At 65.0% G+C, this 25,144-nt stretch carries 18 protein-coding genes; 5 read left to right on the forward strand and 13 right to left on the reverse strand.

Annotation, left to right across the window (positions count from 1 at the left end; translation table 11 throughout):
- Positions 1–26: 26 nt before the first annotated feature.
- The 3 genes from glgB to PVW49_RS00875 all read right to left on the reverse strand — a co-directional run bounded on the left by glgB (position 27) and on the right by PVW49_RS00875 (position 5,924).
- Complete coding sequence (gene glgB / locus PVW49_RS00865) at positions 27–2,237, reverse strand: 1,4-alpha-glucan branching protein GlgB (protein WP_274589679.1); 2,211 nt, start codon at positions 2,235–2,237, stop codon at positions 27–29.
- Positions 2,234–4,612 carry a glycogen/starch/alpha-glucan phosphorylase gene (locus PVW49_RS00870; RefSeq protein WP_274589680.1) on the reverse strand — a complete coding sequence of 793 codons (2,379 nt, stop codon included), beginning with the start codon at positions 4,610–4,612 and terminating at the stop codon, positions 2,234–2,236. The genes glgB and PVW49_RS00870 overlap by 4 nt, the downstream gene beginning before the upstream one ends.
- 127 nt (positions 4,613–4,739) lie before the next feature.
- Positions 4,740–5,924: a cytochrome P450 gene (locus PVW49_RS00875; protein ID WP_274589681.1), complete on the reverse strand. Its 1,185-nt coding sequence runs from the start codon at positions 5,922–5,924 to the stop codon at positions 4,740–4,742.
- Between the two features lie 58 nt (positions 5,925–5,982).
- Here PVW49_RS00875 and PVW49_RS00880 point away from each other — a divergent pair, with 58 nt between their 5' ends.
- Together PVW49_RS00880 and PVW49_RS00885 are read left to right on the forward strand one after the other, a co-directional pair.
- A complete protein-coding gene (locus PVW49_RS00880) occupies positions 5,983–7,734 on the forward strand; it encodes a sensor histidine kinase (protein WP_274589682.1) in 1,752 nt (583 codons plus the stop codon).
- The gene (locus PVW49_RS00885) at positions 7,731–8,957 is read left to right on the forward strand and encodes a sigma-54-dependent transcriptional regulator (protein WP_048531967.1); all 1,227 of its coding nucleotides are present in this window, start codon (positions 7,731–7,733) and stop codon (positions 8,955–8,957) included. Before PVW49_RS00880 ends, PVW49_RS00885 begins: the two co-directional genes overlap by 4 nt.
- 8 nt (positions 8,958–8,965) lie before the next feature.
- Here PVW49_RS00885 and PVW49_RS00890 read toward each other — a convergent pair whose 3' ends face one another.
- The 5 genes from PVW49_RS00890 to PVW49_RS00910 form a co-directional block, all read right to left on the reverse strand.
- Positions 8,966–10,150: a vWA domain-containing protein gene (locus PVW49_RS00890; protein WP_048531966.1), complete on the reverse strand. Its 1,185-nt coding sequence runs from the start codon at positions 10,148–10,150 to the stop codon at positions 8,966–8,968.
- A 9-nt stretch (positions 10,151–10,159) separates the two neighbouring features.
- Positions 10,160–10,327 carry an apolipoprotein acyltransferase gene (locus PVW49_RS00895; protein ID WP_074836778.1) on the reverse strand — a complete coding sequence of 56 codons (168 nt, stop codon included), beginning with the start codon at positions 10,325–10,327 and terminating at the stop codon, positions 10,160–10,162.
- Positions 10,328–10,366: 39 nt separating this feature from the next.
- Positions 10,367–11,740 (reverse strand): DUF2927 domain-containing protein, encoded by a 1,374-nt coding sequence (locus tag PVW49_RS00900; RefSeq protein WP_074836780.1) that lies wholly within the window; start codon positions 11,738–11,740, stop codon positions 10,367–10,369.
- A 3-nt stretch (positions 11,741–11,743) separates the two neighbouring features.
- A complete protein-coding gene (locus PVW49_RS00905) occupies positions 11,744–12,193 on the reverse strand; it encodes a GNAT family N-acetyltransferase (RefSeq protein ID WP_274589683.1) in 450 nt (149 codons plus the stop codon).
- A 487-nt stretch (positions 12,194–12,680) separates the two neighbouring features.
- Positions 12,681–13,520: an AAA family ATPase gene (locus tag PVW49_RS00910; RefSeq protein WP_048531963.1), complete on the reverse strand. Its 840-nt coding sequence runs from the start codon at positions 13,518–13,520 to the stop codon at positions 12,681–12,683.
- A 182-nt stretch (positions 13,521–13,702) separates the two neighbouring features.
- Here PVW49_RS00910 and dksA point away from each other — a divergent pair, with 182 nt between their 5' ends.
- Both dksA and PVW49_RS00920 read left to right on the forward strand, forming a co-directional pair.
- Complete coding sequence (gene dksA, locus PVW49_RS00915) at positions 13,703–14,125, forward strand: RNA polymerase-binding protein DksA (RefSeq protein WP_048531962.1); 423 nt, start codon at positions 13,703–13,705, stop codon at positions 14,123–14,125.
- Between the two features lie 74 nt (positions 14,126–14,199).
- The gene (locus PVW49_RS00920) at positions 14,200–15,375 is read left to right on the forward strand and encodes an FAD-dependent monooxygenase (RefSeq protein WP_074836785.1); all 1,176 of its coding nucleotides are present in this window, start codon (positions 14,200–14,202) and stop codon (positions 15,373–15,375) included.
- Between the two features lie 61 nt (positions 15,376–15,436).
- Here PVW49_RS00920 and PVW49_RS00925 read toward each other — a convergent pair whose 3' ends face one another.
- The gene (locus PVW49_RS00925; protein WP_274589684.1) at positions 15,437–17,878 is read right to left on the reverse strand and encodes a vWA domain-containing protein; all 2,442 of its coding nucleotides are present in this window, start codon (positions 17,876–17,878) and stop codon (positions 15,437–15,439) included.
- A gap of 168 nt (positions 17,879–18,046) precedes the next feature.
- Between PVW49_RS00925 and uvrA the strand changes: the two genes are divergently transcribed.
- Positions 18,047–20,923, forward strand: coding sequence for an excinuclease ABC subunit UvrA (gene uvrA / locus PVW49_RS00930; protein WP_274564604.1), 2,877 nt, complete (start codon positions 18,047–18,049; stop codon positions 20,921–20,923).
- A 65-nt stretch (positions 20,924–20,988) separates the two neighbouring features.
- Here uvrA and PVW49_RS00935 read toward each other — a convergent pair whose 3' ends face one another.
- Genes PVW49_RS00935 through PVW49_RS00950 form a run of 4 tightly spaced genes read right to left on the reverse strand, consistent with a single transcriptional unit; the run spans position 20,989 to position 25,098 of the window.
- Positions 20,989–21,987: a hypothetical protein gene (locus tag PVW49_RS00935; RefSeq protein ID WP_274589685.1), complete on the reverse strand. Its 999-nt coding sequence runs from the start codon at positions 21,985–21,987 to the stop codon at positions 20,989–20,991.
- A 56-nt stretch (positions 21,988–22,043) separates the two neighbouring features.
- Positions 22,044–22,916, reverse strand: coding sequence for a 3-hydroxyisobutyrate dehydrogenase (mmsB, locus tag PVW49_RS00940; RefSeq protein WP_274589686.1), 873 nt, complete (start codon positions 22,914–22,916; stop codon positions 22,044–22,046).
- A complete protein-coding gene (locus PVW49_RS00945) occupies positions 22,913–23,959 on the reverse strand; it encodes an enoyl-CoA hydratase/isomerase family protein (protein WP_274564507.1) in 1,047 nt (348 codons plus the stop codon). The genes mmsB and PVW49_RS00945 overlap by 4 nt, the downstream gene beginning before the upstream one ends.
- Entirely contained in the window at positions 23,956–25,098 is a 1,143-nt protein-coding gene (locus tag PVW49_RS00950; RefSeq protein ID WP_274589687.1) for an acyl-CoA dehydrogenase family protein, read from the reverse strand. The genes PVW49_RS00945 and PVW49_RS00950 overlap by 4 nt, the downstream gene beginning before the upstream one ends.
- Positions 25,099–25,144 lie beyond the last annotated feature (46 nt).

Below are 25,144 nucleotides of genomic sequence, written 5' to 3' on the forward strand. Positions count from 1 at the left end.
CGGATGGTCTAATAAATGGTTGAAATTCATGTGCCTTTATAGCGCAGGAAGGTTGTCGCCAGCGGCGGCACGGTCAGCTCGATCGACTGCGCGCAGCCATGCGCCGGCTCTTCCGTCGTGGCCAGCGGGGTGGCGTTGACCTGGTTGCTGCCGGCATAGGCGGCCGCATCGGTGTTCAGAACTTCCTCCCAGGTTCCCGCCAGCGGCACGCCGATACGATAGCCGGGTCGTGTCACCGGCGTGAAATTGCAGACCACCAGCACCGGGTCGCTGCCGTCCTTGCTGTGGCGGAGCCAGGAAAACACCGACTCGCCGGCGTTGCCGCCGTCGATCCAGCGGAAGCCCTCGGGCTTGCTGTCGAGTTCGTAGAGCGCAGGGGTGTCGCGATAGAGGTGGTTGAGATCGCGGACCAGCGATTGAACGCCCTTGTGGGTCGGATACTCGAGCAGGTGCCAGTCGAGGCTCTTTTCGTTGCTCCACTCATCCCACTGGCCAAACTCGCAGGACATGAAGAGCAGCTTCTTGCCCGGATGGCCCCACATGAAGCCGTAATAGGCCCGCAAATTGGCAAAGCGCTGCCAATCGTCGCCCGGCATCCGGTCGAGGATCGAGCCCTTGCCATGCACCACCTCGTCATGGCTCAGCGGCAGCACGAAATTCTCGGAAAAGGCATAATGCAGCCCGAAGGTCATCTTGTCGTGGTGATACTTCCGGTGGATCGGATCTTCGCCCATGTAGCGCAGGGTGTCGTTCATCCAGCCCATGTTCCACTTGAAGCCGAAGCCAAGGCCGCCGGTGTCGGTGGGGGCGGAGACGCCGGGGAAGGCGGTGCTTTCCTCGGCGATGGTCATGATGTCGGGCTGGTCGGCATAGACCGCCTCGTTCATCCGCTGCATGAAGCTGATGGCTTCGAGGTTCTCGCGGCCGCCGTGGATGTTGGGCACCCATTCGCCCTCTTTCCGGGAATAGTCGCGATAGAGCATCGAGGCCACGGCATCAACGCGCAGCCCGTCGATGTGATATTCCTGCACCCAGAATTTCGCGTTGGCGATCAGATAATTGGCCACCTCTGTCCGGCCGTAGTTATAGACCAGCGTGTTCCAGTCCGGGTGATAGCCTTCTTTCGGATCGGCATGTTCGTAAAGCGCCGATCCGTCGAACCGGCCAAGGCCGTGTTCGTCTGTCGGGAAATGGCCCGGCACCCAGTCGATGATCAGCCCGATTCCCGCCTGGTGGCAGGCATCGACGAAATAGCGGAAATCGTCGGGCGTGCCGAAGCGCGAGGTGGGGGCGTAGAGCCCCACCGGCTGATATCCCCAGGAGCCGCCGAAGGGATATTCGCTGATCGGCGTGGTCTCGATATGGGTGAACCCCATCTCCTTGACATAAGAAACCAGCGCGTCGGCCATTTCGCGATAGGTGAGCGAGCGGCCATCCTCTTCGGGCACCCGCCGCCAGCTTTCGAGGTGCACCTCGTAGACCGAGATCGGCCGGTCGATGCGGTGCGCGCCGCTGCGCCGTGCCATCCAGTCGCCGTCCTGCCAGTCGTAGCGCGACAGGTCGCGCACCACCGAGGCGGTGCGCGGCGGAAGCTCTGCGCCAAAGCCCACCGGATCGGCCTTGAGCGGCATCAGCTGACCGTCGATGCCCAGCACCTCGTATTTGTAGGCGGTGCCATCGGCGACGTCGGGCACAAAGATCTCGTGCACACCGGTCGCGCCCCGCCGGCGCATGACAAACCGGCGGCCATCCCAGCCGTTGAAATCGCCGACAACCGAAACCCGCCGGGCGTTCGGGGCCCAGACCGCGAAATGCGTGCCCTCGACACCTTCATGGGTCATCACATGCGCGCCGAGCGCTTTCCACAGATATCCGTGCGTGCCTTCGCCCAGCAGGTATTCGTCGAATTCGCCCAGCACGTTGCCAAAGGCATAGGGGTCGTATTCCGTCCAAACGTTGCCGCCCCGGGTCATCCGCAGCTTGTAGTCAAAGCGTTTCTTGCGCCGCGGCACCTCGGCGGCAAAAACGCCGTCGCCCCCCGTGACCCGCCCGAGCGAAACAACCGCCTTGCCAGTCTTGGCATCGATCAGTTCGACGCTGTCGGCTTCGGGGCGGAACACACGCACGACAAGCTTGCCGTCGGTCTCGTGCATCCCGAGCACGGCAAAGGGATTGCCGTGCGACCCATCTGCAAGGGAGGCTGCTTCTTCGGGGTGGATCAGGGGGGCGTCAATCATGCAATTTTCTCCATTCCACCAGTGTTGACCGGGCCCGCATGCCAGATATCGCGCGCGTAGCCCTGAATCGTGCGATCCGACGAGAACCAGCCCATGTTGGCCGTGTTCTTGAGCGCCATGGCCGCCCAGCCGGTCTTGCTGCGATAGGCGACATCAACACGGCGCTGCGCGTCGAAATAGCTGTCGAAATCGCAGGTCACGAGGAAGTAGTCGTGATCGTAGAGATTGCCGACAAGTTCATGGTAGCGCGTGACTTCGTCCGGGCAAAACACACCATCGACGATCTGGCCCAGCACCCGGCTCAGCCGCGGGCTGGCCTCGATGGCGGCGCGGGCGAAGCCATGTTGCAGGCGGCGTTCCTGCACCTCCTGCGCGGTTAGACCGAAGAGGAAGAAGTTCTCGGCGCCCACATGCTCGCGGATCTCGACATTGGCGCCGTCGAGCGTGCCGATGGTCAGCGCGCCGTTCAGGGCGAATTTCATGTTGCCGGTGCCCGAGGCTTCCTTGCCGGCGGTCGAGATCTGTTCGCTGAGGTCGGCGGCGGGGATCAGATTCTCGGCCATGGTGACATTGTAGTTCGGCGGATAGACCACCTTGAGCAGATCGCCGGTCACCGGGTCGTTGTTGATCCGGGTGGCGACGTCGTTGATCAGGTGGATGATCTGCTTGGCGACGTGATAGCCCGGCGCCGCCTTGCCGCCAAAGATCTTGACGCGCGGCGTCCAGTCGCCGCCCGGATTGTCGCGGATCTCGTTCCAGAGCGCCACGGTCTCGAGGATGTTCATCAACTGGCGCTTGTATTCGTGGATCCGCTTGATCTGCACGTCGAACATCGCGTCGGGGTTCACCTCGGTGCCGCAGGTTTGCCTGATCCATTGCGCCAGTTGCACCTTGTTGGCGCGCTTGGCGGCCTGGAACTCGGCGAGGAACGCCTTGTCGCCGGATTTCTCGTTCAGCGCCTTGAGCTGTTCGAGATCGGCCACCCAGCCGTCGCCGATTTCGCGGGTGATGAGATCGGAGAGGGGCTGGTTGCAGGTATACAGCCAGCGCCGCGGGGTGATGCCGTTGGTCTGATTGATGATCCGGGTCGGGTGGATTTTGTGCAGATCCTCGAACACCGTCTCCTTGACCAGCTCGCTGTGCAGCGCCGAGACGCCATTGACCTTGTGCGCCATGATGAAGGCCAGTTCGCCCATCTGCACATGGTCATGCTCGATGATGCGCGGGCTGCCGGGGTGGCGTTCCTGGTGGTCGTGGTCGATGGCGCGGATGATTTCCAGATGCCGGGGCAACACATAGGCCATCAGCCCGACGTGCCATTTCTCCAGCGCCTCGGGCAGCAGCGTGTGGTTGGTGTAGCCCAGGCAGTTGCGGGCGATTTCGATGGCTTCGGGCATCTCGAGCCCGTGCACGTCGACCAGTTGCCGCACCAGTTCCGGCCCGGCAATCGCCGGGTGGGTGTCGTTGAGCTGGATCGCCACGTGATCGGGCAGGGCGCGCAGATCGTCGTGATCGCTCAGGTAGCGCCGCATCAGGTCCATCAGCGAGGCGGCGGTGAAGAAATATTCCTGCTTCAGCCGCAGCTGCTTGCCGGCGTCGGTGGTGTCATCGGGGTAAAGCACGCGGCTGATGGTGCGCGCCAGCGCCTCGGAGCGGCCGGCGGCAAGGTAATCGCCCCGGTTGAAGCTCTCGAGGTCAAACGCCCCCGGCGCCTTGGCCGACCAGAGCCGCAAAGTGTTGCCCCAGGTGCCCTTCCAGCCGATCACCGGCGTGTCATAGGCGGTGGCCAGCACGGTCTCGGACGAGATCCAGCGCGCCTTGCCTTCGTGATGCTCGACATGGCCGCCGAACTGGATGCGGTATTTCACCTCCGGCCGTTCGAATTCCCAGGCGTGGCGCTGGGTCAGCCAGGTCTCGGCGGTCTCGACCTGCTTGCCGTCGGAAAACTTCTGCTCGAACAGCCCGTGTTCGTAGCGGATGCCGTAGCCATAAGCCGGGATGCCCAGGGTCGCCAGCGAGTCCATGAAGCAGGCGGCAAGACGCCCGAGGCCGCCGTTGCCCAGCGCCGCATCGGGCTCGTCATGCACGATTTCCTCGTAATCCTGGCCCAGCGCCTCGATGGCGTGGCGGGCTTCGCGGTCGAGGCCGAGGTTGGCGGCCATGTCCTCGACCAGCCGGCCCATCAGAAACTCGAGCGAGAGGTAATAGACGCGTTTGGCGTTCGAGGCATAGGTCTCGCGCGTGGAGCGATACCAATGATCGACCATCCGGTCGCGCAGCGCCAGCGACAGCGCGATGCGCCAGTCGTAAACCGAGGAATGCTCGGCGTCCTTGCCCAGCGAATAGCGGATATGGTGAAGGATTTCGTCTTTCATCTGGCTTGCTCACAGCAATTTCTTTGAGGTACTGTTAGCGCTAAACCCGCCATTTTTCCACTCGGAACGTCGCGTCCGGCCAATTTGCCACATTGCCCGGTCGCGTGGGCCCGAGACCGGCGGCAGGTCATTGCGCACACAGCATGAGACGCTCAAGCCCGTGAAAATGGTAGAGGTTCGCGTAGCGCGGCGACGCGGCGAGGCGCAGGCCGGGCAGGCGGGCGAAGAGCACCTGAAGCGCAATGCGTAACTCGAGCCGGGCCAGCGGCGCGCCAACGCAGAAATGGCGGCCGGCGCCAAAGGCCACATGCGGCTTCAGATGTGGATTCGGATCGAAACGGTCGGGGTCGACCCACATCTCGGGATCGCGGCCGGCCGCCCCCAGCAAGAGGCCGATGCGGTCGCCGCGTCGCAAGGGGCTGCGCCCGATCTCGAGGTCTTCGTATACCCAGCGGGTGAACATGTGCAGCGGCGGATCGAACCGCAGGATTTCCTCGACCGTCGCATCGATCATCGAATCAGAGGTCCATTCGGGGCGCATGCCGGTCTCGAGCATCGCCTTCACCCCATTGCCCAGAGTATGCACCGTGGCCTCATGGCCGGCGTTCAGAACCAGAACGCAGGTGGCGATCAGCTCGTCCAGGCTCAGCTTTTCGCCATCGGCCTCTGCCGCGATCAGCCGGGTGATCAGATCGTCCGAGGGGGTGCGGCGGCGGGTGGCGATGTAATCGGCCAGAAAGGCCGAAAACTCGCGCGCGGCGGCATTGGCGCCGTCTTCGATCGTCCGGTCTCGCCGGGCCTGGTACATCGCCACCATGTCGTTCGACCAGGCCAGCAACCGGTCGGCCATGTCGTCGGGCACGCCCAGCAGCCGGGCGATCACGATCACCGGCACCTGGGTGGCATACTGCGGCAACAGGTCGAAATCGCCCTCTGGGAACGCGTCGATCAATTGGTGACAGAGCGCCTCGATCTCCGGCGCCAGCCCGGCAATGCCGCGAGCGGTGAAGGCATGCAGCACCAGCTTGCGCAGCCGGGTGTGGCGCGGCGCTTCCAGTTCCAGCATGGAATTGTCGTCGATTGCATAGAAGTCGCGCAGATGCGCGGGCCGCGGCTCTTTCAGCTCGTCGGGTGCCTCGCGGCCCATGCGGCTGTCGCGCAGGGCGGCATTGACGGCGGCATGCGAAAAGGCGCAGTGGATCCCATAGTCGCGCCATTGGTGCACGGCGCCCCTGGCCCGCGCCTCGGCGTAAAACGGATAGGGATTCTGGACAAAACCCGGGTCGGTCGGAGATTGCGAAAGCTCTGCCATGAGATCATCCTGACGGGCTGGCTTTCCTTTGCAAGGGGGGACGCGCTAAAGTATCGTCATGTCGTCGAAATCTTCCTCACTTCGCGGTCTGGCGGCGCTCTACATCGCATGTATAGCGGCGGTGAGCGCCGGCGTCTGGCACACCGGCTTTCGTCAGGGCCTCGATCAGATCGCCCGGCGCGGCGAGGCCGGGCTGTCGCTGGCCGCCGACCGACTCACCGCCCAATTGCAGCATCACGCCGAGGTGGCAGTGCTGACCGCCGATCACCCGGCGCTGGCGGCGCTGCACGATGGCGGCGAGCGCGCACCGGCCGATGCGCTGCTGCTCGACGTGGCCGACAAGACCTCGGCGCTGACCATGCATTACGTCGATGCCTCGGGCCGGGTGCTGGCGGCCTCTGGGCCACGCACGCCGGAGGCACTGGGCGACAGCGCCTATTTCCGCCGGGCGATGCAGGGCGCGCTGGGCTCGGCGCATGTGGTGAGCGAGACCTTCGGCGTGCGCGCCTGGTTCTTTGCCGCGCCGACCTTTGATGCCGCCGGCAAGGTGCGAGGGGCGCTGATCCTCGGCGTCGACATCGACCGGCTGGAAGAGAACTGGCGCGGCGACCGCCCGGCGATCTATTTCGTCGACGGCGACGGCCGGGTCTTCATCTCGAACCGTTCCGAGCTCTTGTACTGGCGTCAGCCGCCCGGCGCGCTGGGGCCGGAGACGCCGGCGGGCGAAACGCCGCGGGCGGTGCAGGTGGGCGCGCATGAGGTCTGGTGGCTCGACTGGTCGCCCTATGTGCCGCGCCGCGCCTTGCATCTGAGCCAGGATCTGCCGGTGATCGGAATGCGCGCCGAGGCACTGATCGACACCAGCCCGGCGCTGCGGTTGGCGCTCTGGCAGGCGGCGGCGGTGGCCGCGCTGATGGCGACCTTCGGCGCGCTGCTGTTCCTGGCCGGGGCGCGCCGGCGGGCGCTGGCACAGGCCAATGCACGGCTCGAGAGCCGGGTCACCGCGCGCACCGCCCAGCTGTCACAGACCAACACCGCGCTGCGCCACGAGGTGCGCGAACGCCAGGAGGCCGAGGCGGCGCTGAAACGCGCCCAGGCCGATCTGGTGCAGGCCGGCAAGCTCTCTGCGCTGGGGCAGATGTCGGCCGGCATCAGCCACGAGCTGAACCAGCCACTGATGGCGATCCAGCACTATGCCGAGAACGCCCAGGCCTTCCTTGACCGCGACCGCCCCGAGACCGCACGCGAGAACCTGGGTCGCATCGCCGCCATGGCGCGCCGCATGGCGCGGATCATCAAGAACCTGCGCGCTTTTGCCCGCAACGAAAGCGAGCCGATGGGCAAGGTCGATATCGTCGCGGTGATCGACAGCGCCATCGAACTGGCCGAGCCGCGGCTGCGCCAGGGCGCGGTGACGCTGGTCTGGCAGCCACCGCCGGCGCCGGTCTGGGTCTGGGGCGGCGAGGTGCGGCTGGGACAGGTCTTTGTCAATCTGATCTCGAACGCTGCCGACGCCATGGAGGACGCCCCGCGCCGCGCCCTGACCATCACGCTCGACGCCGGCACGCGTCCGGTGGTGACGGTGGCAGACACCGGGCCGGGCATTGCCGATCCCGACCGTATCTTCGACCCGTTCTATTCCACCAAACAGGTCGGCGGGCCCGACGGCATGGGGCTTGGCCTGTCGATCTCCTATGGTCTGGTGCAGAGCTTTGGCGGCACCATCCGCGGCAGCAACGCGCCCGGCGGCGGGGCGGTCTTTACCGTCGAGCTCGACCAATGGCGTGACGCGCAGGAGGCGGCGGCATGAGGCAGGTCTTGTTGGTGGACGACGACGCGGGCCTGCGCGAGGCGCTGTGCCAATCGCTGGAACTGGCAGAGTATGCACCGGTTCCGGCGGGGTCTTTCGTGGTCGCCAAGGATCATATCACACCGGACTTCGACGGAGTGATCCTGAGCGATATCCGGATGCCGGGGCGCGATGGCTTTCATCTGCTCGACCACGCCCAGCAGGTCGATCCCGACCTGCCGGTGATTCTGCTGACCGGCGAGGGCGACATCCCGATGGCGGTGCGCGCGCTTGGCGCCGGGGCCTTCGCCTTTCTCGAAAAGCCCTGCGCCACCGAGGATCTGCTCAAGGTGCTGGACCGGGCGCTGAAGGCCCGCGCCATGGTGCTGGAAAACCGCCGGTTCAAAAGCCAGATCGAGGCCGGCGATCCGGCGGCGCGGATGATCTTCGGCACCTCGGCGCTGGCCGAGGCGCTGCGCGCGCAGGTCCGTCAGGTGGCGGCATCGACTGCCGATGCGCTGATCATCGGGCCGCAGGGCTCGGGCATCTCCAAGGTGGCCGAAGTCATTCACCTGTCCTCGCCCCGCGGCAAGACGCCGTTCGAGAAACGCGCCGCGCGCAGCCTCGATCCCGCCGGCCTGCGCGACGTGTTCTCGCGCGCCGAGGGCGGGGCGCTGTTTCTCGATGGCATTGCCGATCTTTCGGCCGACAGCCAGCTTGTGCTGCTCGATCTGCTGGACTCCGGCCAGGGGTTGCGGCTGATCGCGGGGGCGGTCGACGGGATCGACGCGGCCTTTGCCGAGGGCCGGGTGACCGCCGATCTCTATTACCGGCTCAATGTCCATGTGGTGCGCATTCCGGCGCTGTCGGAACGGCCCGAGGACATCCCGGTGCTGTTTCGCCATTACGTCGACCAGGCCGCCGAACAGGCCGGCATCGCCGCGCCTGAAATCAGCCCGGATCATGCTGCCGCGCTGATGGCGCAGAGCTGGCCGGGCAATGCGCGCTCGCTGATGTCGGCGGCGATGCGGTTTGTGCTGGGCATGCCGGAAGAGGTGGCGCGCAATGCCGAACAGGGGCTGGCTGCGCAGATGGCGCAGGTCGAACGCTCGCTTCTGATCGCCGCGCTCAGCCGCCAGAACGGACGCGCCACCGAGGCCGCGAAACAGCTGAAACTGCCGCGCAAGACGCTTTACGACAAGCTCGCGCGCTATGGCATCAAGCCCGAGGACTACCGCCGCTGACGGGCCGGCTAACGCGCCAGCGCCTTCATGCCGCGTTCCAGCCCTTCGAGCGTCATCGGCACCATGGCGCCCTCGAAGATCTCGTGGATCATGCCGATCGACTGGGTGTATCGCCACTGCTGTTCGGGCACCGGGTTGATCCAGAGATTGTCGGGCCATTGGTCGCGGGCGCGCGCCAGCCAGACCTGGCCGGCTTCCTCGTTCCAATGTTCGTTGGCGCCGCCGGCAAAGGCGATCTCGTAGGGTGACATGCTGGCATCGCCGACAAAGATGCACTTGTAGTCCGAACCATAGGTGCGCAGCACCTCCCAGGTCGGCGTTACCTCGGACCAGCGGCGGCGATTGTCGCGCCAGACACCTTCGTAAAGGCAATTGTGGAAATAGTAATATTCGAGGTGCTTGAATTCGGAGCGCGCGGCCGAGAACAGCTCTTCCACCACCCGGATATGCGCATCCATCGAGCCGCCGACATCGAGAAACAGCACCACCTTGACCGCATTGTGCCGCTCCGGCCGGGTCTTGACGTCAAGGTAGCCGTGTTCGGCCGTCGCCCGGATGGTGCCGTCGAGGTCCAACTCGTCATTAGCACCGGTCCGTGCCCAGTTTCGCAGGCGTTTCAGCGCCACCTTGATGTTGCGGGTGCCAAGCTCGATCTGGTCGTCGAGATTGCGAAACTCGCGCTTGTCCCAGACCTTGACGGCGCGCTGGTGGCGGCTTTTCTCCTGGCCGATGCGCACGCCTTCGGGGTTGTAGCCATTGGCCCCGAAGGGCGAGGTGCCGGCGGTGCCGATCCATTTGTTGCCGCCCTGATGGCGGCCTTTCTGCTCCTCGAGCCGCTTCTTCAGCGTCTCCATCAGTTGATCGAAACCGCCGAGGCTCTCGATCTCGGCCATTTCCTCGGGGCTGAGGTGTTTCTCGGCCATCTTGCGCAGCCAGTCCTCGGGCAGATCGACGGCGCTCAGCACGTCCTGCGCCGAAATTTCTTCCAGCCCCTTGAAGCTGTGCGCAAAGGCGCGGTCGAACTTGTCGAGGTTGCGCTCGTCCTTCACCATCGCGGTGCGCGCGAGGTAATAGAAGGCATCGACGTCATAGGTCGCCAGACCCGCGCTCATGCCTTCGAGAAAGGTGAGATATTCCCTGAGCGACACCGGAACGCCGGCGCGGCGCAGGGTTTCGAAGAAGGGAACGAACATCGCCGCGCCTCAGAGGGCCAGGCGGTGGATCACCAGCGTGGCCAACATGCCCAGAAGCGCGAAGGCCAGCGCATAGATGCCGACATATTGCACCACGTCCAGCGTCTTGCCGCCGCGCCGCCTGGCGATCGTGCCGCCGATGATACCGCCGATAATGGCGCCGATGATGACCAGCATCTGTTCCTTGTCCTTCTGTCTGCGCCGGCGCCGCCGGAACTACCCGCGCGGGCCCTTGAGCGGGTTGAGCGCGGCAATCTCGCGCAGTTTCGCGCGCACCGCCCAATCCGCGCCAAAGCCGTAGCGCGCCCATCCCAGAGAGTCCATCCGCACCTCGCGCGCTTCCGAAACCCGTCCGGTCAGATCGAGCGCCTCGGCGCGCAACAGCAGCAGCGTGCTCAGCAGCGCCGCGTTTTCATGGCGCGCGGCGGTGTCGAAATGCGGTGCCACCAGCGCCAGCGTCTGGTCCGGCCGGCCGCGCGTCAATTCGAGCGCGCCGAGCTGCGAGGCGACATAGGCCAGATGCAGCTCGGTCGCCGGGCTCATGCGATAGAACCGGTCGGCGGCCTCGAATTCGGCGCGCGCCCGATCGGGGTCGCTGATCAGAAGAATGCGGCCCATGGCGTAATGCGAAAAGGCGCGGCGGTGATCCTGCCAGCCCATGGCGGCGGCGATCCTGAGCGCCCGGGTGGCGGCGGTCCGGCGTTGAGAATGCCTGGCGCCGGGCCCCAATGCCTCCTGCACCGCCTCGATCCAGGCGCGGGGCGTGCGCGACTGCCGGTTGGTGCCGATGCCGGCGCCGCGCGGGTTCAGCCGGGCGAGAATGGCGGGCAGGCGAGCGGCGACACTCGCGCGGTCCATGCCGGAGCGCAGCGCGCTGTCATAGGTCGCCCGCAGGATCAGCATGTCGAAACCGGTCAGGACGGTGTGCACATTGTCGTCGTTGAACACCGAATCCGGCAGGCGATAAAGATCGTTGAGCGGCCCCAGCGCCTGGGCCAGCTCTTCGTGCAGGCAATCGCGCATCTCTTGCGGGGTGGTGTCATTGGGCACGAAGATCGCCACCGTGGTGCGCTGTTGCAGCTGCGCCCAATTCAATTTGCCGGAGCGGCGCTTGCGCTTGTAATCGGCCAGAGAAGTGACATTGGGCACCACGAAACAAGCCGCCATCGGCAGGGCGCGGCGGATCTCGGCCGAGCTGATCGCCTCGATCGTCACCGCCGCCGGCGCGTCTGGCGCCACCTGGCGAATGTCCAGCGCCGCCTCGCTGCGCAGCCGATGCAGGAGCTGCTTGAGATCGCGGTCGAGCTGGGCCGGGGCATCGCCGGTCACCCGCACCCCGATCGGCCCTTCGAACCGGGTCAGCCGAGGCAGCGGGCGGCCGCTTTCAAGCTGGAAGTGCAGGTCGATGAAATCGCGGGCAATATCGGTATTCGACCGCGCCGCCGGCAGCGGGCGGGGCTGCGAAAAGGTCTTCATAACCGGCAATGTGGATTCCAGACTGGCGGCGCGGGTCGGCATATCCGAAGAGGCCATCGGCACGCAGGCCGAGAGCAACATGTAAAGCGGCAGGAAAAGACGGCTGCGGCGCATGTGTCAGGCTCGCTGGTATTTGATGAACGGGGTCAACACGCCGATCCGGTCATAGAGATCTCGGGCGGTGTGGTTGAATTCCTGGGTGAGCCAGTAGACCGAGGGCGCGCCCGCCGCATCGGCCCGGGCATAAACTGCCTCGATCAGCTTGCGGCCGATGCCACGCCCCCGCAGATCGGGCACGGCGTAGAGATCCTGCAAGTAACAGACCTCTTCCACTTTCCAAGCATGGCGGTGAAACAGGAAGTGCGTCAACCCGACGAGCCGGTCCCCGGAAAGGGCGACAAGGCCATTGAAATCGCGGCTGTCGTCTCCCAGCAAACGCTGAAAGGTGCTGTCATAAATCCGCGCCGGAAGCTCGGTTTCATAAAACGCGAGATATTGCCGCCAAAGCTCCTGCCATTGGTCCCGATCTGCGGGCCGCAGCGCGCGGATAGTCATTTCAATCGACATTCTGGTCTGCCTGCTCTTTCGGATGCATCAGGACATCCCTTTTGGCGTTATCGCCTTATGGGGGAGTATACGGCAAAGCCTGGATTTCCTAAGCCGTAAATCGGCCGAGTTTTTCCGGCGCCCGAAAGCGTTGCAATTCAGCCGAATCAAGGGGTTGGGTTGTGGGCGGGCAATCGGGATCACACCAGATATGGTGAATTGCCTAAGATTGCCGACAGGTAATGCACGAAGGGCAGGATGCAAATTCCCTGCTATGCCGGACGGGGCCGTCCGACTGGCCGTGCCACGCCGCAAATTTGCCGCCGGCCGCGAGGGATTGGCGCGTCGGTGGCCGCCGCATGCGGCGCCCGGTCAATCGCCGGGCGCCGGATCTTTTATCGCGCGATCGCGCCGGTTTCCCGATCAGGGCAGGGCGGTCTTTCCGTCCATGGGCCCTGGCCCGCTCCGCCACAGGTTTTCGACCGGAACCGGACCGGCCCGCCCCGGATCAGCGGCCGCGGCGGGCCATGAAGGCGAGGCGTTCGAAAAGATGCACATCCTGCTCGTTCTTGAGCAGGGCGCCGTGCAATTTGGGCAGGGCGTTGGCCCCGTCGCGGGCCAGATCCTCGGGCGTGAGATCCTCGGCCAGCAGGAGCTTGAGCCAGTCGAGCACCTCGGAGGTCGAGGGTTTTTTCTTGAGCCCGGCCTGCTCGCGGATCTCGTAGAACTGGGTCAGCGCGGTGGTCAGCAGCGCCTGTTTGATACCGGGATGATGAACCTCGACGATCTGGCGCATCGTCGCCTCGTCGGGGAACCGGATGTAGTGAAAGAAACAGCGGCGCAGGAAGGCGTCGGGCAGTTCCTTTTCATTGTTCGAGGTGATGATGACGATCGGGCGCTGGCGGGCCTTGACGGTTTCGCCGGTCTCGTAGACGTGAAATTCCATCTTGTCGAGCTCCTGCAACAGGTCGTTGGGAAACTCGATGTCGGCCTTGTCGATCTCGTCGATCAGAAGCACCACCTTCTCTTCCGCCTCGAAGGCCTGCCAGAGCTTGCCCTTGCGGATGTAGTTGCGCACGTCATGCACCCGCTCTTCGCCGAGCTGGCTGTCGCGCAGGCGCGAAACGGCGTCGTATTCATACAGCCCCTGCTGCGCCTTGGTGGTGGATTTGACGTTCCACTCCAGCATCCGCAGGCCCAGCGCATCGGCCACCTGACGCGCCAGTTCGGTCTTGCCGGTGCCCGGTTCGCCCTTGACCAGCAGCGGCCGTTCCAGCGTTACCGCGGCATTTACCGCTAACGTGAGATCTTCGGTCGCCACATAGCTCTCGGTGCCCTGAAATTTCATGCCTGCTCCTTGTTTCGGCTTCTGGCGCGGAGCCTATCGATACCGAGAATTCGCCGCAATACAGCGCTTTGTGTAGTGACATTCCGGTGCTCAGGGAGTACTCCGAGCGCGCAGGGGTTGCCGGTCAAAAGGAGCATTCAAAATTGATTTCAACTGAGGCTGGCCAGAAAGAGGGAGCGGATATGAAACAAGAATCGTTTCTACCCGAAGATTATCGTCCCGCTGAGGACGAACCATTCATGAACGAGCGGCAAACGGAATATTTCCGCCGCAAGCTGATTTCCTGGAAAAACGAATTGCTCGACGAAACCCGCGATACGATCGAAGGGCTTCAGGAGAGCACGCGCAACATTCCCGATGTTGCGGATCGCGCCAGCGAAGAGACAGACCGCGCCATTGAACTGCGCACCCGCGACCGTCAGCGCAAGCTGGTCGCCAAGATCAATGCGGCCCTGCGCCGGATCGACGAGGGGGAATACGGCTATTGCGAGGTGACCGGCGAGCCGATCTCGCTCAAGCGTCTCGACGCGCGGCCGATCGCCACCATGAGCCTCGAGGCGCAGGAGCGTCACGAGCGCCGCGAAAAGGTGCATCGCGACGATTGAGCCGCGGCGCTGCATTGCAAAATACCGAAAACGCCGGGGCGCTCGCCCCGGCGTTTTTGTCAGAAGGGAAAGAGATGAGCCTTCTAGGTCTTGATATCCGCATCGTCGGCGGGGGCATCGGTGGGCTGGCCGCTGCGCTGTGCCTGGCCGGGCGGGGTGCACAGGTCACCGTTCTGGAACAGGCCGAGGCGATCCGCGAGGTCGGCGCCGGGCTTCAGATCAGCCCGAACGGGCTGCGGGTGATCGAGGCACTGGGGCTGGCGCCGGAGCTGGCGGCGCGCTCGGCCGAAGGCCGGGCGGTGTCGCTGCGCGATTTTCGCGCCGGCGACGAGGTGGCGCGGCTCGATCTCGGGCTGTTGCCGCGGGATCAACGCTATTTCTTTGTCCACCGCGCCGATCTGATCGATCTACTGGTCACCGAGGCGCGGGCGCGCGGCGTGCGCTTCCGGCTGTTGCAAAAGGTGGCGGAGGTCCGGCCCGGCGCGGGGCCCGAACTGGTGATGGCCAATGGCGACGCCTGTACCGCCGATCTGGTGATCGGTGCCGACGGGCTGCATTCGCGGCTGCGCGAAGCGCTGATCGGCCCGGCCAGTCCGCAATTCACCGGTCAGGTGGCCTGGCGCGCGGTAATCCCGAATGTCACCGGCCAGGGTGCAGAGGTGCAGGTGCACATGGGGCCGGGCCGGCATCTGGTGTGTTATCCGCTGCGCGACGGCTCGGTGCTCAACCTCGTGGCGGCGCAGGAGCGCGCGGCCTGGGCCGAGGAAGGCTGGCAGCACCGCGACGATCCGGCCAACCTGCGCGCGGCCTTTGCCGGGTTCGGTCCGGCGGTGCAGCGGATGCTGGGCGCGGTGGAGGCGGTCCATCTCTGGGGTCTTTTCCGCCATCGGGTGGCGCCGCGCTGGGTCGGGGGGCACTGCGCTCTGCTGGGCGACGCGGCCCATCCGACGCTGCCCTATCTGGCGCAGGGGGCCAATATGGCGCTCGAGGATGCCTGGGCGCTCGGCGCCTGCCTGGCCGGGCATGAGGATATCGGCGCGGGGCTGGCCGCCTATCAGGCGCTGCGCATGGCGCGCTGTCAGAAAATCGTGGCCGCGGCCACCGGCAACGCCTGGAAATACCATTTGCGGCCCGGGCCGCTGCGGCTGGCGGCGCATACCACGCTGCGTCTTGGCGCGCGGCTGGCCCCGGCGCGGGCGTTGCGGCAGTTCGACTGGCTCTACGGCTATGACGTAACCCGCGCGGTCTGACGCGCGGGGGCTGCGGCGCTGCGGTCGGGGAGGCCCCGGCGCGGGGCCGGGGCGGGGGTGGCTATTCGACCGTCAGCGGCTTGCGGGCGATCACCTTGCGGTTCTGGCCGACCACATAGCGCAGCTCGTAAGCGCCGGGCTGTTCGGGCAGTTTCAGGATCAACGGGCTGTCCTGACTGGTGCGGCCATAGGTTTCGTATTCATCGTCCGAAGATTGGGCGCGGGCGATCGACACGTAATCGTCGCTGAAATCAGGCCCGTCCCAATGCACCGCCAGATTGCCGCCGGCGGCGCCGCGCTCGGCGGCCTGCAAATCCGCGCTTACTTCGGTCAGGGTGATCTCCTTGCGGGCCAGGACCGAGGTGCCGTTGCTGGCCGCCACATAGCGCACTTCGTAGGTGCCGGGCACCGCCGGGGTGCGCAGCAAGAGGGGCGAGCCGGTCCGGGTGTAGCTATAGGCATCATGGCGGCTGTCGCCGGGCCGCGAAATCGAGATATAGTCGCGGTCATATCCCGGGCCCTCCCAGTTCACCACGATCGAGGCCCCGGCGCGGGCGGTCTCGGGAAGAGCGAGCGTCGCCTGCACATCCTGTACCTCGATCGGCAGGCTCGCCAGAACCGTGCGGTCCTGCGACATGACATAGCGCAGCTCGTAGCGGCCCGGCACCAGCGGCATGGTGAGCGAAAGCGGCATGCCCTTGCGGGTGTAGGTATAGGCCTCGTGGCCGTCGTCGCCGGGCCGGGCGACAGAGATGTAATCATTGGCATAATCCGGCCCGGTCCAGCGCACCTCGAGCGGCTGGCCGGCGGCGGCCTCGGCGGGGGCCTCGAGCGTGGCACTGATTGCGTCCACCGCGATGGGTCTGGTCGCCAGCACGGTGCGATCCTGCGACATCACGTAGCGCAGCTCGTAGTCGCCGGGCACCGTCGGCATGACCACCTGCGCCGGGCTGCCCTTGCGGGTATAGGCGTAATTCTCGTAACCGTCATCGCCAAGCCGCGCGATGGAGATGTAATCATTGGCGTAATCCGGGCCCTCCCAGGTCACCGGCAGGGTGGCGCCGGCGAGCGCGCTGTCTTCGGAAGCCAGTGTCGCCGCGACCTCGGTCACCGTCACCCTGCGGGTCGCCAGAACGGTGCGGTCCTGCGACATCACGTAGCGCAACTCGTAGTCGCCGGGCTGGGGTGGCATCAGCAACTGCCCGGGGCTGCCCTTGCGGGTGTAGACATAGCTCTCATAGCCATCATCCCCGGGCCGGGCGACCGAGATGTAATCATTGGCATAATCCGGCCCTTGCCAGGTGACGGGCAACTGCGCCCCGGCGACGACGCTGTCGGCGGCGTCCAGGCTGGCGGTCACCTCGGTGACGGTGATCGGCCGGGTTGCCAAAGTCTTGCGCCCGTCCGAGAGGACATAGCGCAGCTCGTAGTCGCCGGGCAGGGCGGGCAGCAGTAACTCTGCCGGGCTGCCCTTGCGGGTATAGGCATAGGTTTCATAGCCGTCATCGCCGGGGCGCGCGACAGAGATGTAATCGTTCTGCGCATCGGGGCCGTCCCATGTCACCGGAAGGGTCGATCCGGCCGGCGCGCTATCGGCCGCTTCGAGGCTGGCGGGCGGCAACAGCGCGGGCAGGGCCAGCGTTACGGTCTGCGGGGCGTCGCCCTGGGCAAAGGTCATCTCGGCGCTGGCCTCGTCCTCGGGGCGCAACACCGACACAAGGTAATCACCCGGCAGCAGATCGGCGCTGACGGTGGCGCCACGCTCGAAATCGAGGATTGCGGTCTCGCCCCGCGAAAGGGACCAGATCAGCGGTGTGGCGATCCGCGGCCCGTCCTCGCCGTCGGTGGCGGCGAAATCGACGGTCACCGGCATCGGCTCGGGCGCGGCGGCGACCTCGGTCAGCGCCTCGCCCAGCTCGCCGGCATTGGCGGCGGTGAGAAAGCGGCCGCCGGTCTCTTCGGCCAGGCATTGCATTTGCTCCAGCGCCTCGGGGTCGCTCACGTCGAAGCCCACCACATGCACGGTGAACTCGGCGCCGGCCTGTTCCAGCGCGCGGGCGGCGGCGCAGGGATCGGGGTTGCAGGTCTCGATGCCGTCGGACACCAGGATCACCGTCGCCTTTTCTTCGGTGTAGCGCAGCGCCTCGGCGGCGGCGGTCACCGCATCGGTCATCGGCGTCTTGCCGCGCGGCTGAATGCCGTTGACCGCAGTGGCGATGGCGCCGCGGGTGCCGGCACCGGGGGCAACCAGCGTTTCGATGTCGCTGCAATCGCCCTTGGTGCGGTGGCCATAGGCGGTCAGCCCCAGTTCCTGATCTCCGGGCAGGACGGCCAGCAGATCACCCATCACCGTCTGGGCGATCTCGATCTTGGCCCGGCCGTCGATCTGGCCCCACATTGAGCCGGAGCCATCGAGCACCAGGATGGTGCGCGGGTTTTCCTGCGCCGACAACAGGCCCGGCAGCGCGAGCAGAGAAACTAACAATGTGCGGAGAAATGACATCCCGACCCCCAAATGACCAATTGAATGCGATAACCCTGCGTAAAGTGGACCCGCCGATCAACAGGGGAAATCCTCGCCTCGGCAGATGTTCGCCTTGTGTTCTCATTTTTCCATTGGCGAAACCGGCCTCATCCCCTATGTGTTAACCACTGCCGAAGGGGGGCTGAAATGCCGGAACTGAAACATATCGAGGTGCGCGGCGCGCGCGAGCACAATCTCAAGGGCATCGACGTCGATATCCCGCGCGATCAGCTTGTGGTGATCACCGGGCTGTCGGGCTCGGGCAAATCCTCGCTGGCCTTTGACACGATCTATGCCGAAGGGCAGCGCCGCTATGTCGAGAGCCTCTCGGCCTATGCGCGGCAGTTCCTCGACATGATGGAAAAGCCCGATGTCGATCATATCACCGGCCTGTCGCCGGCGATTTCGATCGAGCAGAAGACCACATCGAAGAACCCGCGTTCAACCGTCGGCACCGTGACCGAGATCTACGATTACATGCGGCTGCTCTTTGCCCGCGCCGGCACGCCCTATTCCCCCGCCACCGGCAAGCCGATCGAGGCGCAGCAGGTGCAGGACATGGTCGACCGGGTGATGACGCTCGAAGAGGGCACGCGCGGCTATCTGCTGGCGCCGATCATCCGCGACCGCAAGGGCGAATACCGCAAGGAATTCCTCGAGCTGCGCAAGCAGGGCTTTCAGCGGGTCAAGGTCGATGGCGCCTTCTACGAGCTCGACGAGCCGCCGGTGCTGGACAAGAAATACCGCCATGACATCGATGTGGTGGTCGACCGCATCGTAGTGCGCGAGGGGCTGGAGACGCGGCTGGCCGACAGCTTCCGCACCGCGCTCGACCTCGCCGATGGCATCGCCATCCTGGAAACCGCACCGCGCGACGACGAAGACCCGGAGCGGATCACCTTCTCCGAGAATTTCGCCTGTCCGGTCAGTGGCTTCACCATCCCCGAGATCGAGCCGCGGCTGTTTTCCTTCAACGCGCCGTTCGGCGCCTGCCCGGAATGTGACGGGCTGGGGATGGAGCTGTTTTTTGACGAACGGCTTGTGGTGCCCGACACCACGCTGAAAATCTACGATGGCGCGCTGGCGCCCTGGCGTAAGGGCAAATCGCCCTATTTCCTGCAAACCATCGAGGCGCTGGCCAAACATTACGAGTTCGACAAGAACACCCGTTGGAAGGATCTGCCGAAACACGTCCAGCAGGTCTTCCTCTATGGCTCCGGCGACGAGGAGATCGAGTTTCGCTATGACGAGGGCGGCCGGGTCTATCAGATTTCCCGCGTCTTCGAGGGCGTCATTCCGAATATGGAACGGCGCTACCGCGAAACCGACAGCAACTGGATCCGTGAGGAATTCGAACGCTATCAGAACAACCGGTCGTGCCATGCCTGTGGCGGCTACCGTCTTCGGGACGAGGCGCTGGCGGTCAAGATCGGCGCGCCCGAGGACGATCTGCTGCATATCGGCCAGGTGGTGCAGATGTCGATCCGCGAGGCCTTTGACTGGTGCAATGAGGTGCCGCAGCACCTCAGCTCGCAGAAGAACGAGATCGCCCGCGCCATCCTCAAAGAGATCCGCGAACGGCTGGGGTTCCTCAACAACGTCGGCCTCGAATATCTGACACTGAGCCGCAATGCCGGCACGCTCTCGGGTGGCGAGAGCCAGCGGATCCGGCTGGCGTCGCAGATCGGCTCTGGCCTGACCGGCGTGCTCTATGTGCTCGACGAGCCGTCGATCGGGCTGCACCAGCGCGACAATGACCGGCTGCTCGGCACGCTCAAGAACCTGCGCGACCAGGGCAATACAGTGATCGTGGTGGAACACGACGAAGAGGCGATCCGCGAGGCGGATTACGTCTTTGACATCGGGCCCGGTGCCGGGGTGCATGGCGGCCAGGTGGTGGCCCATGGCACGCCGGCCCAGGTGGCGGCGGAACCGTCGTCGGTCACCGGCCAATACCTCTCGGGCCAGCGCGAGATCGCGGTGCCGTCGGAACGGCGTGAGGGCAATGGCAAATCGGTGACCGTGGTCAAGGCCACGGGCAACAACCTGCGCAAAGTCACCGCCGAGTTTCCGCTAGGCAAATTCGTCTGCGTTTCGGGCGTGTCGGGCGGTGGCAAATCGACCCTGACCATCGAGACCCTGTTCAAGACCGCCTCGATGCGGCTCAACGGCGCGCGGCAGACGCCCGCGCCCTGCGAGACGATCCAGGGGCTGGAGCATCTCGACAAGGTGATCGACATCGACCAGCGGCCCATTGGCCGCACCCCGCGGTCGAACCCCGCCACCTATACCGGCGCCTTCACCCCGATCCGCGACTGGTTTGCCGGGCTGCCGGAGGCCAAGGCGCGCGGCTACAAGCCCGGGCGCTTTTCGTTCAACGTCAAGGGCGGTCGGTGCGAGGCCTGTCAGGGCGACGGTGTCATCAAGATCGAGATGCACTTTCTGCCCGATGTCTATGTCGAATGCGAGACCTGCAAGGGCGCGCGCTACAACCGAGAGACTCTGGAAATCAAGTTCAAGGGCAAGAGCATAGCCGACGTTCTTGATATGACGGTTGAAGAGGCGCAGGAGTTCTTCAAGGCGGTGCCCTCGATCCGCGACAAGATGGATGCGCTGATGCGGGTGGGCCTTGGCTATATCAAGGTCGGCCAGCAGGCGACGACCCTCTCTGGCGGCGAGGCGCAGCGGGTGAAACTGTCGAAGGAACTGGCCAAACGCTCCACCGGCCGCACGCTCTACATCCTCGACGAGCCGACAACGGGCCTGCATTTCGAGGACGTGCGCAAGCTTTTGGAAGTGCTGCACGAACTGGTCGAGAGCGGCAATACCGTGGTGGTGATCGAACACAACCTCGACGTCATAAAGACCGCTGACTGGATCATCGACATCGGCCCCGAGGGTGGTGATGGCGGTGGCAAGATCGTCGCGACCGGCACGCCCGAGAAAGTGGCCAAGGTCAAGGCCAGCCACACCGGCCATTACCTCGCGCCGATGCTCAAACCACGCAAGTTGGCAGCGGAATGACAAACAGGGCCGGGCGCCGAGGCCCGGCCCTGTTTCCTGGGCGCTTTGACGTCCGGCCGCGCCGTTCAGCCGCCTTGGGCGACAAGGGACGAGGGCGCGATGGCGGCGATCCGCAGCAGCTGGATCATCTCGTAGGCGCGCAGCGGCATCAGCAGCACTTCGCCATCGACGGCGGCGTAATAATGATCGGGCTCGGGTTCGGGCAGGTCATAGGTTGCCAGCAGCCGGTCATGCCCCGCCAATGACGTCAGGTCGAGATCCTCGACATCGAACACCTGCACGTCCTGCAACCCGCGCAGCAGGCGGATGCGGCGATAATTCTCCATGTCGAGAAGCACCGGCTGGCCGTCGATGATGATATAGGCATGATCTTCGGGAGCCGGGTCGAGCGCAAAAATCTCGACGATCCGCTCTTGCGTCAGGGCGAAATCATTGACGAACGGGTCGAGGTCGGCGCCGTCCTCGACCTCGATATCGAGGTCATATTCCCGTTCGATCTCGCGGTCGATGTCGCGCTGGCGTTCGATCAGGTGCAGGTGCACGTCCTCGTCGTTGCGGCTGGCCCAATCCTCGGCGGTAACGGATTTTTTCGCCTGCCCGGGCGGCACGCAGGGCACGTCTTTCCCGGCCAGCCCCGGTGGGCAATCGATCAGAATGTCGCTGAGCCCCGAGGTGCCAAGCACTGCCAGCGGCACGCCCAGCCCGGCGATCTGTGACAGCGCGCGGCGGGCAAAATCGGCGTCGCCATCGATCTCGACCTTGGACTTGCCGTCCTTGACCTCGATCTTGGCCTTGTCCTTGCCATCCTTGATCTCGATCTTGGCCTTGTCGTCCTTGATGTCGATCTTGCCCTTGTCTTTCGACTTGTCCTTTTTCTTCTTCTTTTTCAGCTTGGCCTTTTTCTTGCCCTTCTTCTTGTCTTTGTCCTTGACGAACAACAGGTCGGCCCCCGCCACGGCATTGGCCTGAACATCCGGCCGGGGCATCTGGGTCGGGGCCGCCTCGGCGGCGAAGGGCAGCGAAAGCGCGGCGGCAAGGGCGAACGGAGAGATGAAGCGGGTCATGGCGTTCCTCGCAGTATGAACTGCAACGTCAACGTCCCAGCTTTGCGCCCGGTTCCTCAGCCACGGCTCCGGGTTTCGAACCGGGGCAACATGGCCGAGAAATCTCGGCCCGACCCGTCCTCGTTTTCGACGAATTGCGCATAGAGATCGCGCGCTGCCTGACCCATGGGCGTGTCGGCATCCGCGGCTTCCGCCGCCTGCTGGGCCAGTCGCAGATCCTTCAGCATCAATTCGGCCGCGAAGCCGGGCTGATAGCCGTTGTCGGCGGGGCTTTTCGGGCCGATGCCGGGGGCCGGGCAATAGGCGTTCATCGACCAGCTGTACCCCGATGAGGTCGAGACCACGTCGAACAGCGCCTGCCGGTCGAGGCCCAGCTTGTCGGCCAGGGCAAAGGCCTCGCAGGTGGCGATCATGGTGACACCGAGGATCATGTTGTTGCAGATCTTGGCCGCCTGACCATTGCCCGAGGGGCCGCAGAGCACTGCTTTCTGGCCCATCACGTCAAACAGCTCTTTCACGGCGGCAAAGCCCATGTCGGAGCCGCCCACCATGAAGGTCAGCGTGCCCGCCGCCGCCCCGGTGACTCCGCCGGAAACCGGCGCGTCGAGCGGCTCGAGCCCGGCGGCCTGGGCCTGTTCGGCCACGACGCGGGCGCTTTTCACATCGACGGTCGAGCAATCGAGAAAGACCGCGCCTTTTTCCATCGCCGGAATGATTTCATCGGCGACGGCGCGCAGGATCGCGCCATTGGGCAGCATGGTGATGACCACCTGCGCGCCGCTTGCCACCTCGGTGGCAGAGCCGGCCTTCGCCACGCCCTCGATCTCGACGTCGGCAGTGTCGAAGCCCGTGACCTCATGGCCGGCCTTGGCCAGATTGGCGGCCATTGGCCCGCCCATGTTGCCCAATCCGATAAACCCGATCTTCATTTTGCATCCTCCCCGAATGTCAGCCCGTCCTTGCCCAGCGGTTGCAGCATCTGCGTGACCCGCGGCGGTTTCAGCCCGCGCAGATCGTCGCTCCACTTCGGGCTTTTGTCCTTGTCGATGATCGCCGCGCGAATGCCTTCGAGAAAGTCGCCATGTTCCATCGCACGGGCGGAAAAGCGGTATTCGGTCTCGAGCGCGCGGCGGATGTCGCCACCGGGGCCGCGCAGCCGGTGCACCATCTCGAGCGTCGCGCCCATCGAAAGCGGGCAGTTGCGTTCGAGCATCTTCAGCGTCTCGGTGGCAAATGCGCTGTCGTGGTGATCCAGCGCATTGACCACGTCCAGCAGGGTTTCGCCGCCGAAGGTGGCGTCGATCTCGGGCTGGAGCGCGGCCAGCCGGCTTTCCGGCGGGGTCACACAGGAGCGGTCGATCATGGTCCATTCGCCGGTGCGTTCCAACACCTCGATCAGCGCCGGCCAGTCGGCCTCGGGAATGTAGCAATCGGCAAATCCGGCGTGGATCGCATCGCCGGGGCCCATGCGTGCGCCGGTGAGACCGAGGTATTCCCCAAGCCGCCCCGGCGCCTGCGCCAGCAGCAGGCTGCCGCCCACGTCCGGCACCAGACCGATGCCGCATTCCGGCATGGCGATGCGCGAGCTTTCCGCCACGATCCGGTGCGAGCCGTGACAGGACACGCCGACGCCGCCGCCCATGGTGAAGCCCTGCATGAAGCTCGCCACAGGCTTGGGAAACTGGAACAGCCGGGCATTCATCCGGTATTCGTCGCGCCAGAACCGCCGGCCATATTCATAATCGCCGCGCAACCCACTGGCATACATTTCGGCGATATCGCCACCGGCGCAGAACGCCTTTTCGCCCTCGGCATCGATGATCAGCATTGCGACATCGGTGTCGGCGGCCCACTCCCGGAGCGCGGCGTCGATCGCCAGGCACATGTCATGCGTCAGCGCGTTGAGCGCCTCGGGGCGGCTGAGGGTGATGCGGCCGGCGCGGCCGGTCTTGCGTATCGAGATATCGGTCATCTGTTCTTCAGCAGGTGGCGCGCGACGATCACGCGCATGATTTCATTTGTGCCTTCGAGGATCTGATGCACGCGCAGATCGCGTACCAGTTTTTCGATCCCGTAATCGGCGAGATAGCCATAGCCACCGTGCAGTTGAAGGCACTGATCCACAACCTGGCTTCCGGTCTCGGTCACAAATTTTTTCGCCATGGCGCAGGCCGGGGTGGCATCAGGCGCGCCGGAATCCAGTTTCCAGGCGGCCTGCCGCAGAAAAACACGGGCGGCCTGTAGGTTGATCTCCATGTCTGCCAGGCGGAACTGCAACGCCTGGAACTGGTCGATCGGCTGGCCAAAGGCCTTACGCTCGCCCATGTAGTCCAGCGTCAGGTTCAGCCCGCTCTGCGCCGCGCCCAGCGAGCAGGCCGAGATATTGAGCCGCCCGCCGTCGAGCCCGGCCATGGCGTATTTGAAGCCACTGCCTTCCGCGCCCAGCAGGTTCTCGGCCGGCACCAGACAATCGTCGAGCTGCACCTGGCGGGTCGGCTGGCTCTTCCAGCCCATCTTGTCTTCGAGCCCGCCAAAGCTCAGCCCCTCTGTGCCGTCTTCGACGATCATCGCCGAGATGCCGCGCGGGCTGTCATCGCCGGTGCGGCACATCACGATATAGGCGTCGGAATAGCCGCCGCCCGAGATGAAAGCCTTGGTGCCGGTCAGGCGATAGCCTTCGTTGGTCTTGGCGGCGCGGGTCTTGAGCCCGGCGGCGTCAGAGCCCGAGCCCGGCTCGGTCAGGCAGTATGAGAACACCGTCTCCATCGACACCGCCTTGGGCAGCACCCGCGCCTTGAGATCGTCGGAGCCGAAGCTGTCGATCATCTTGGCGCACATGTTGTGGATCGACAGGAAGGCCGCCACCGAGGGGCAGGCCATACTCAGCGCCTCGAAGACCAGCGTCGCGTCGAGCCGCGACAGGCCCGAGCCGCCGCTCTCTTCGGAGACGTAGAGCCCGCCCAGGCCCAGCTCGCCGATCCGCGGCCAGAGATCCTTGGGAATCGAGCCCTCGGCCTCCCATTGCCGGGCATGGGGCGCGATATGCTCCTGCCCGAACGCATGTGCCATGTCGAAAATGGCGGTCTGTTCCTCGCTGAGTGCAAAGTCCATGTCGCGGCGCTCCCCCTTGCCGTGAATTGAATGCCTGTTCAATTAT

The sequence above is a fragment of the Marinovum sp. PR37 genome, from assembly GCF_028807375.1.
GTDB classification, from domain to species: domain Bacteria; phylum Pseudomonadota; class Alphaproteobacteria; order Rhodobacterales; family Rhodobacteraceae; genus Marinovum; species Marinovum algicola.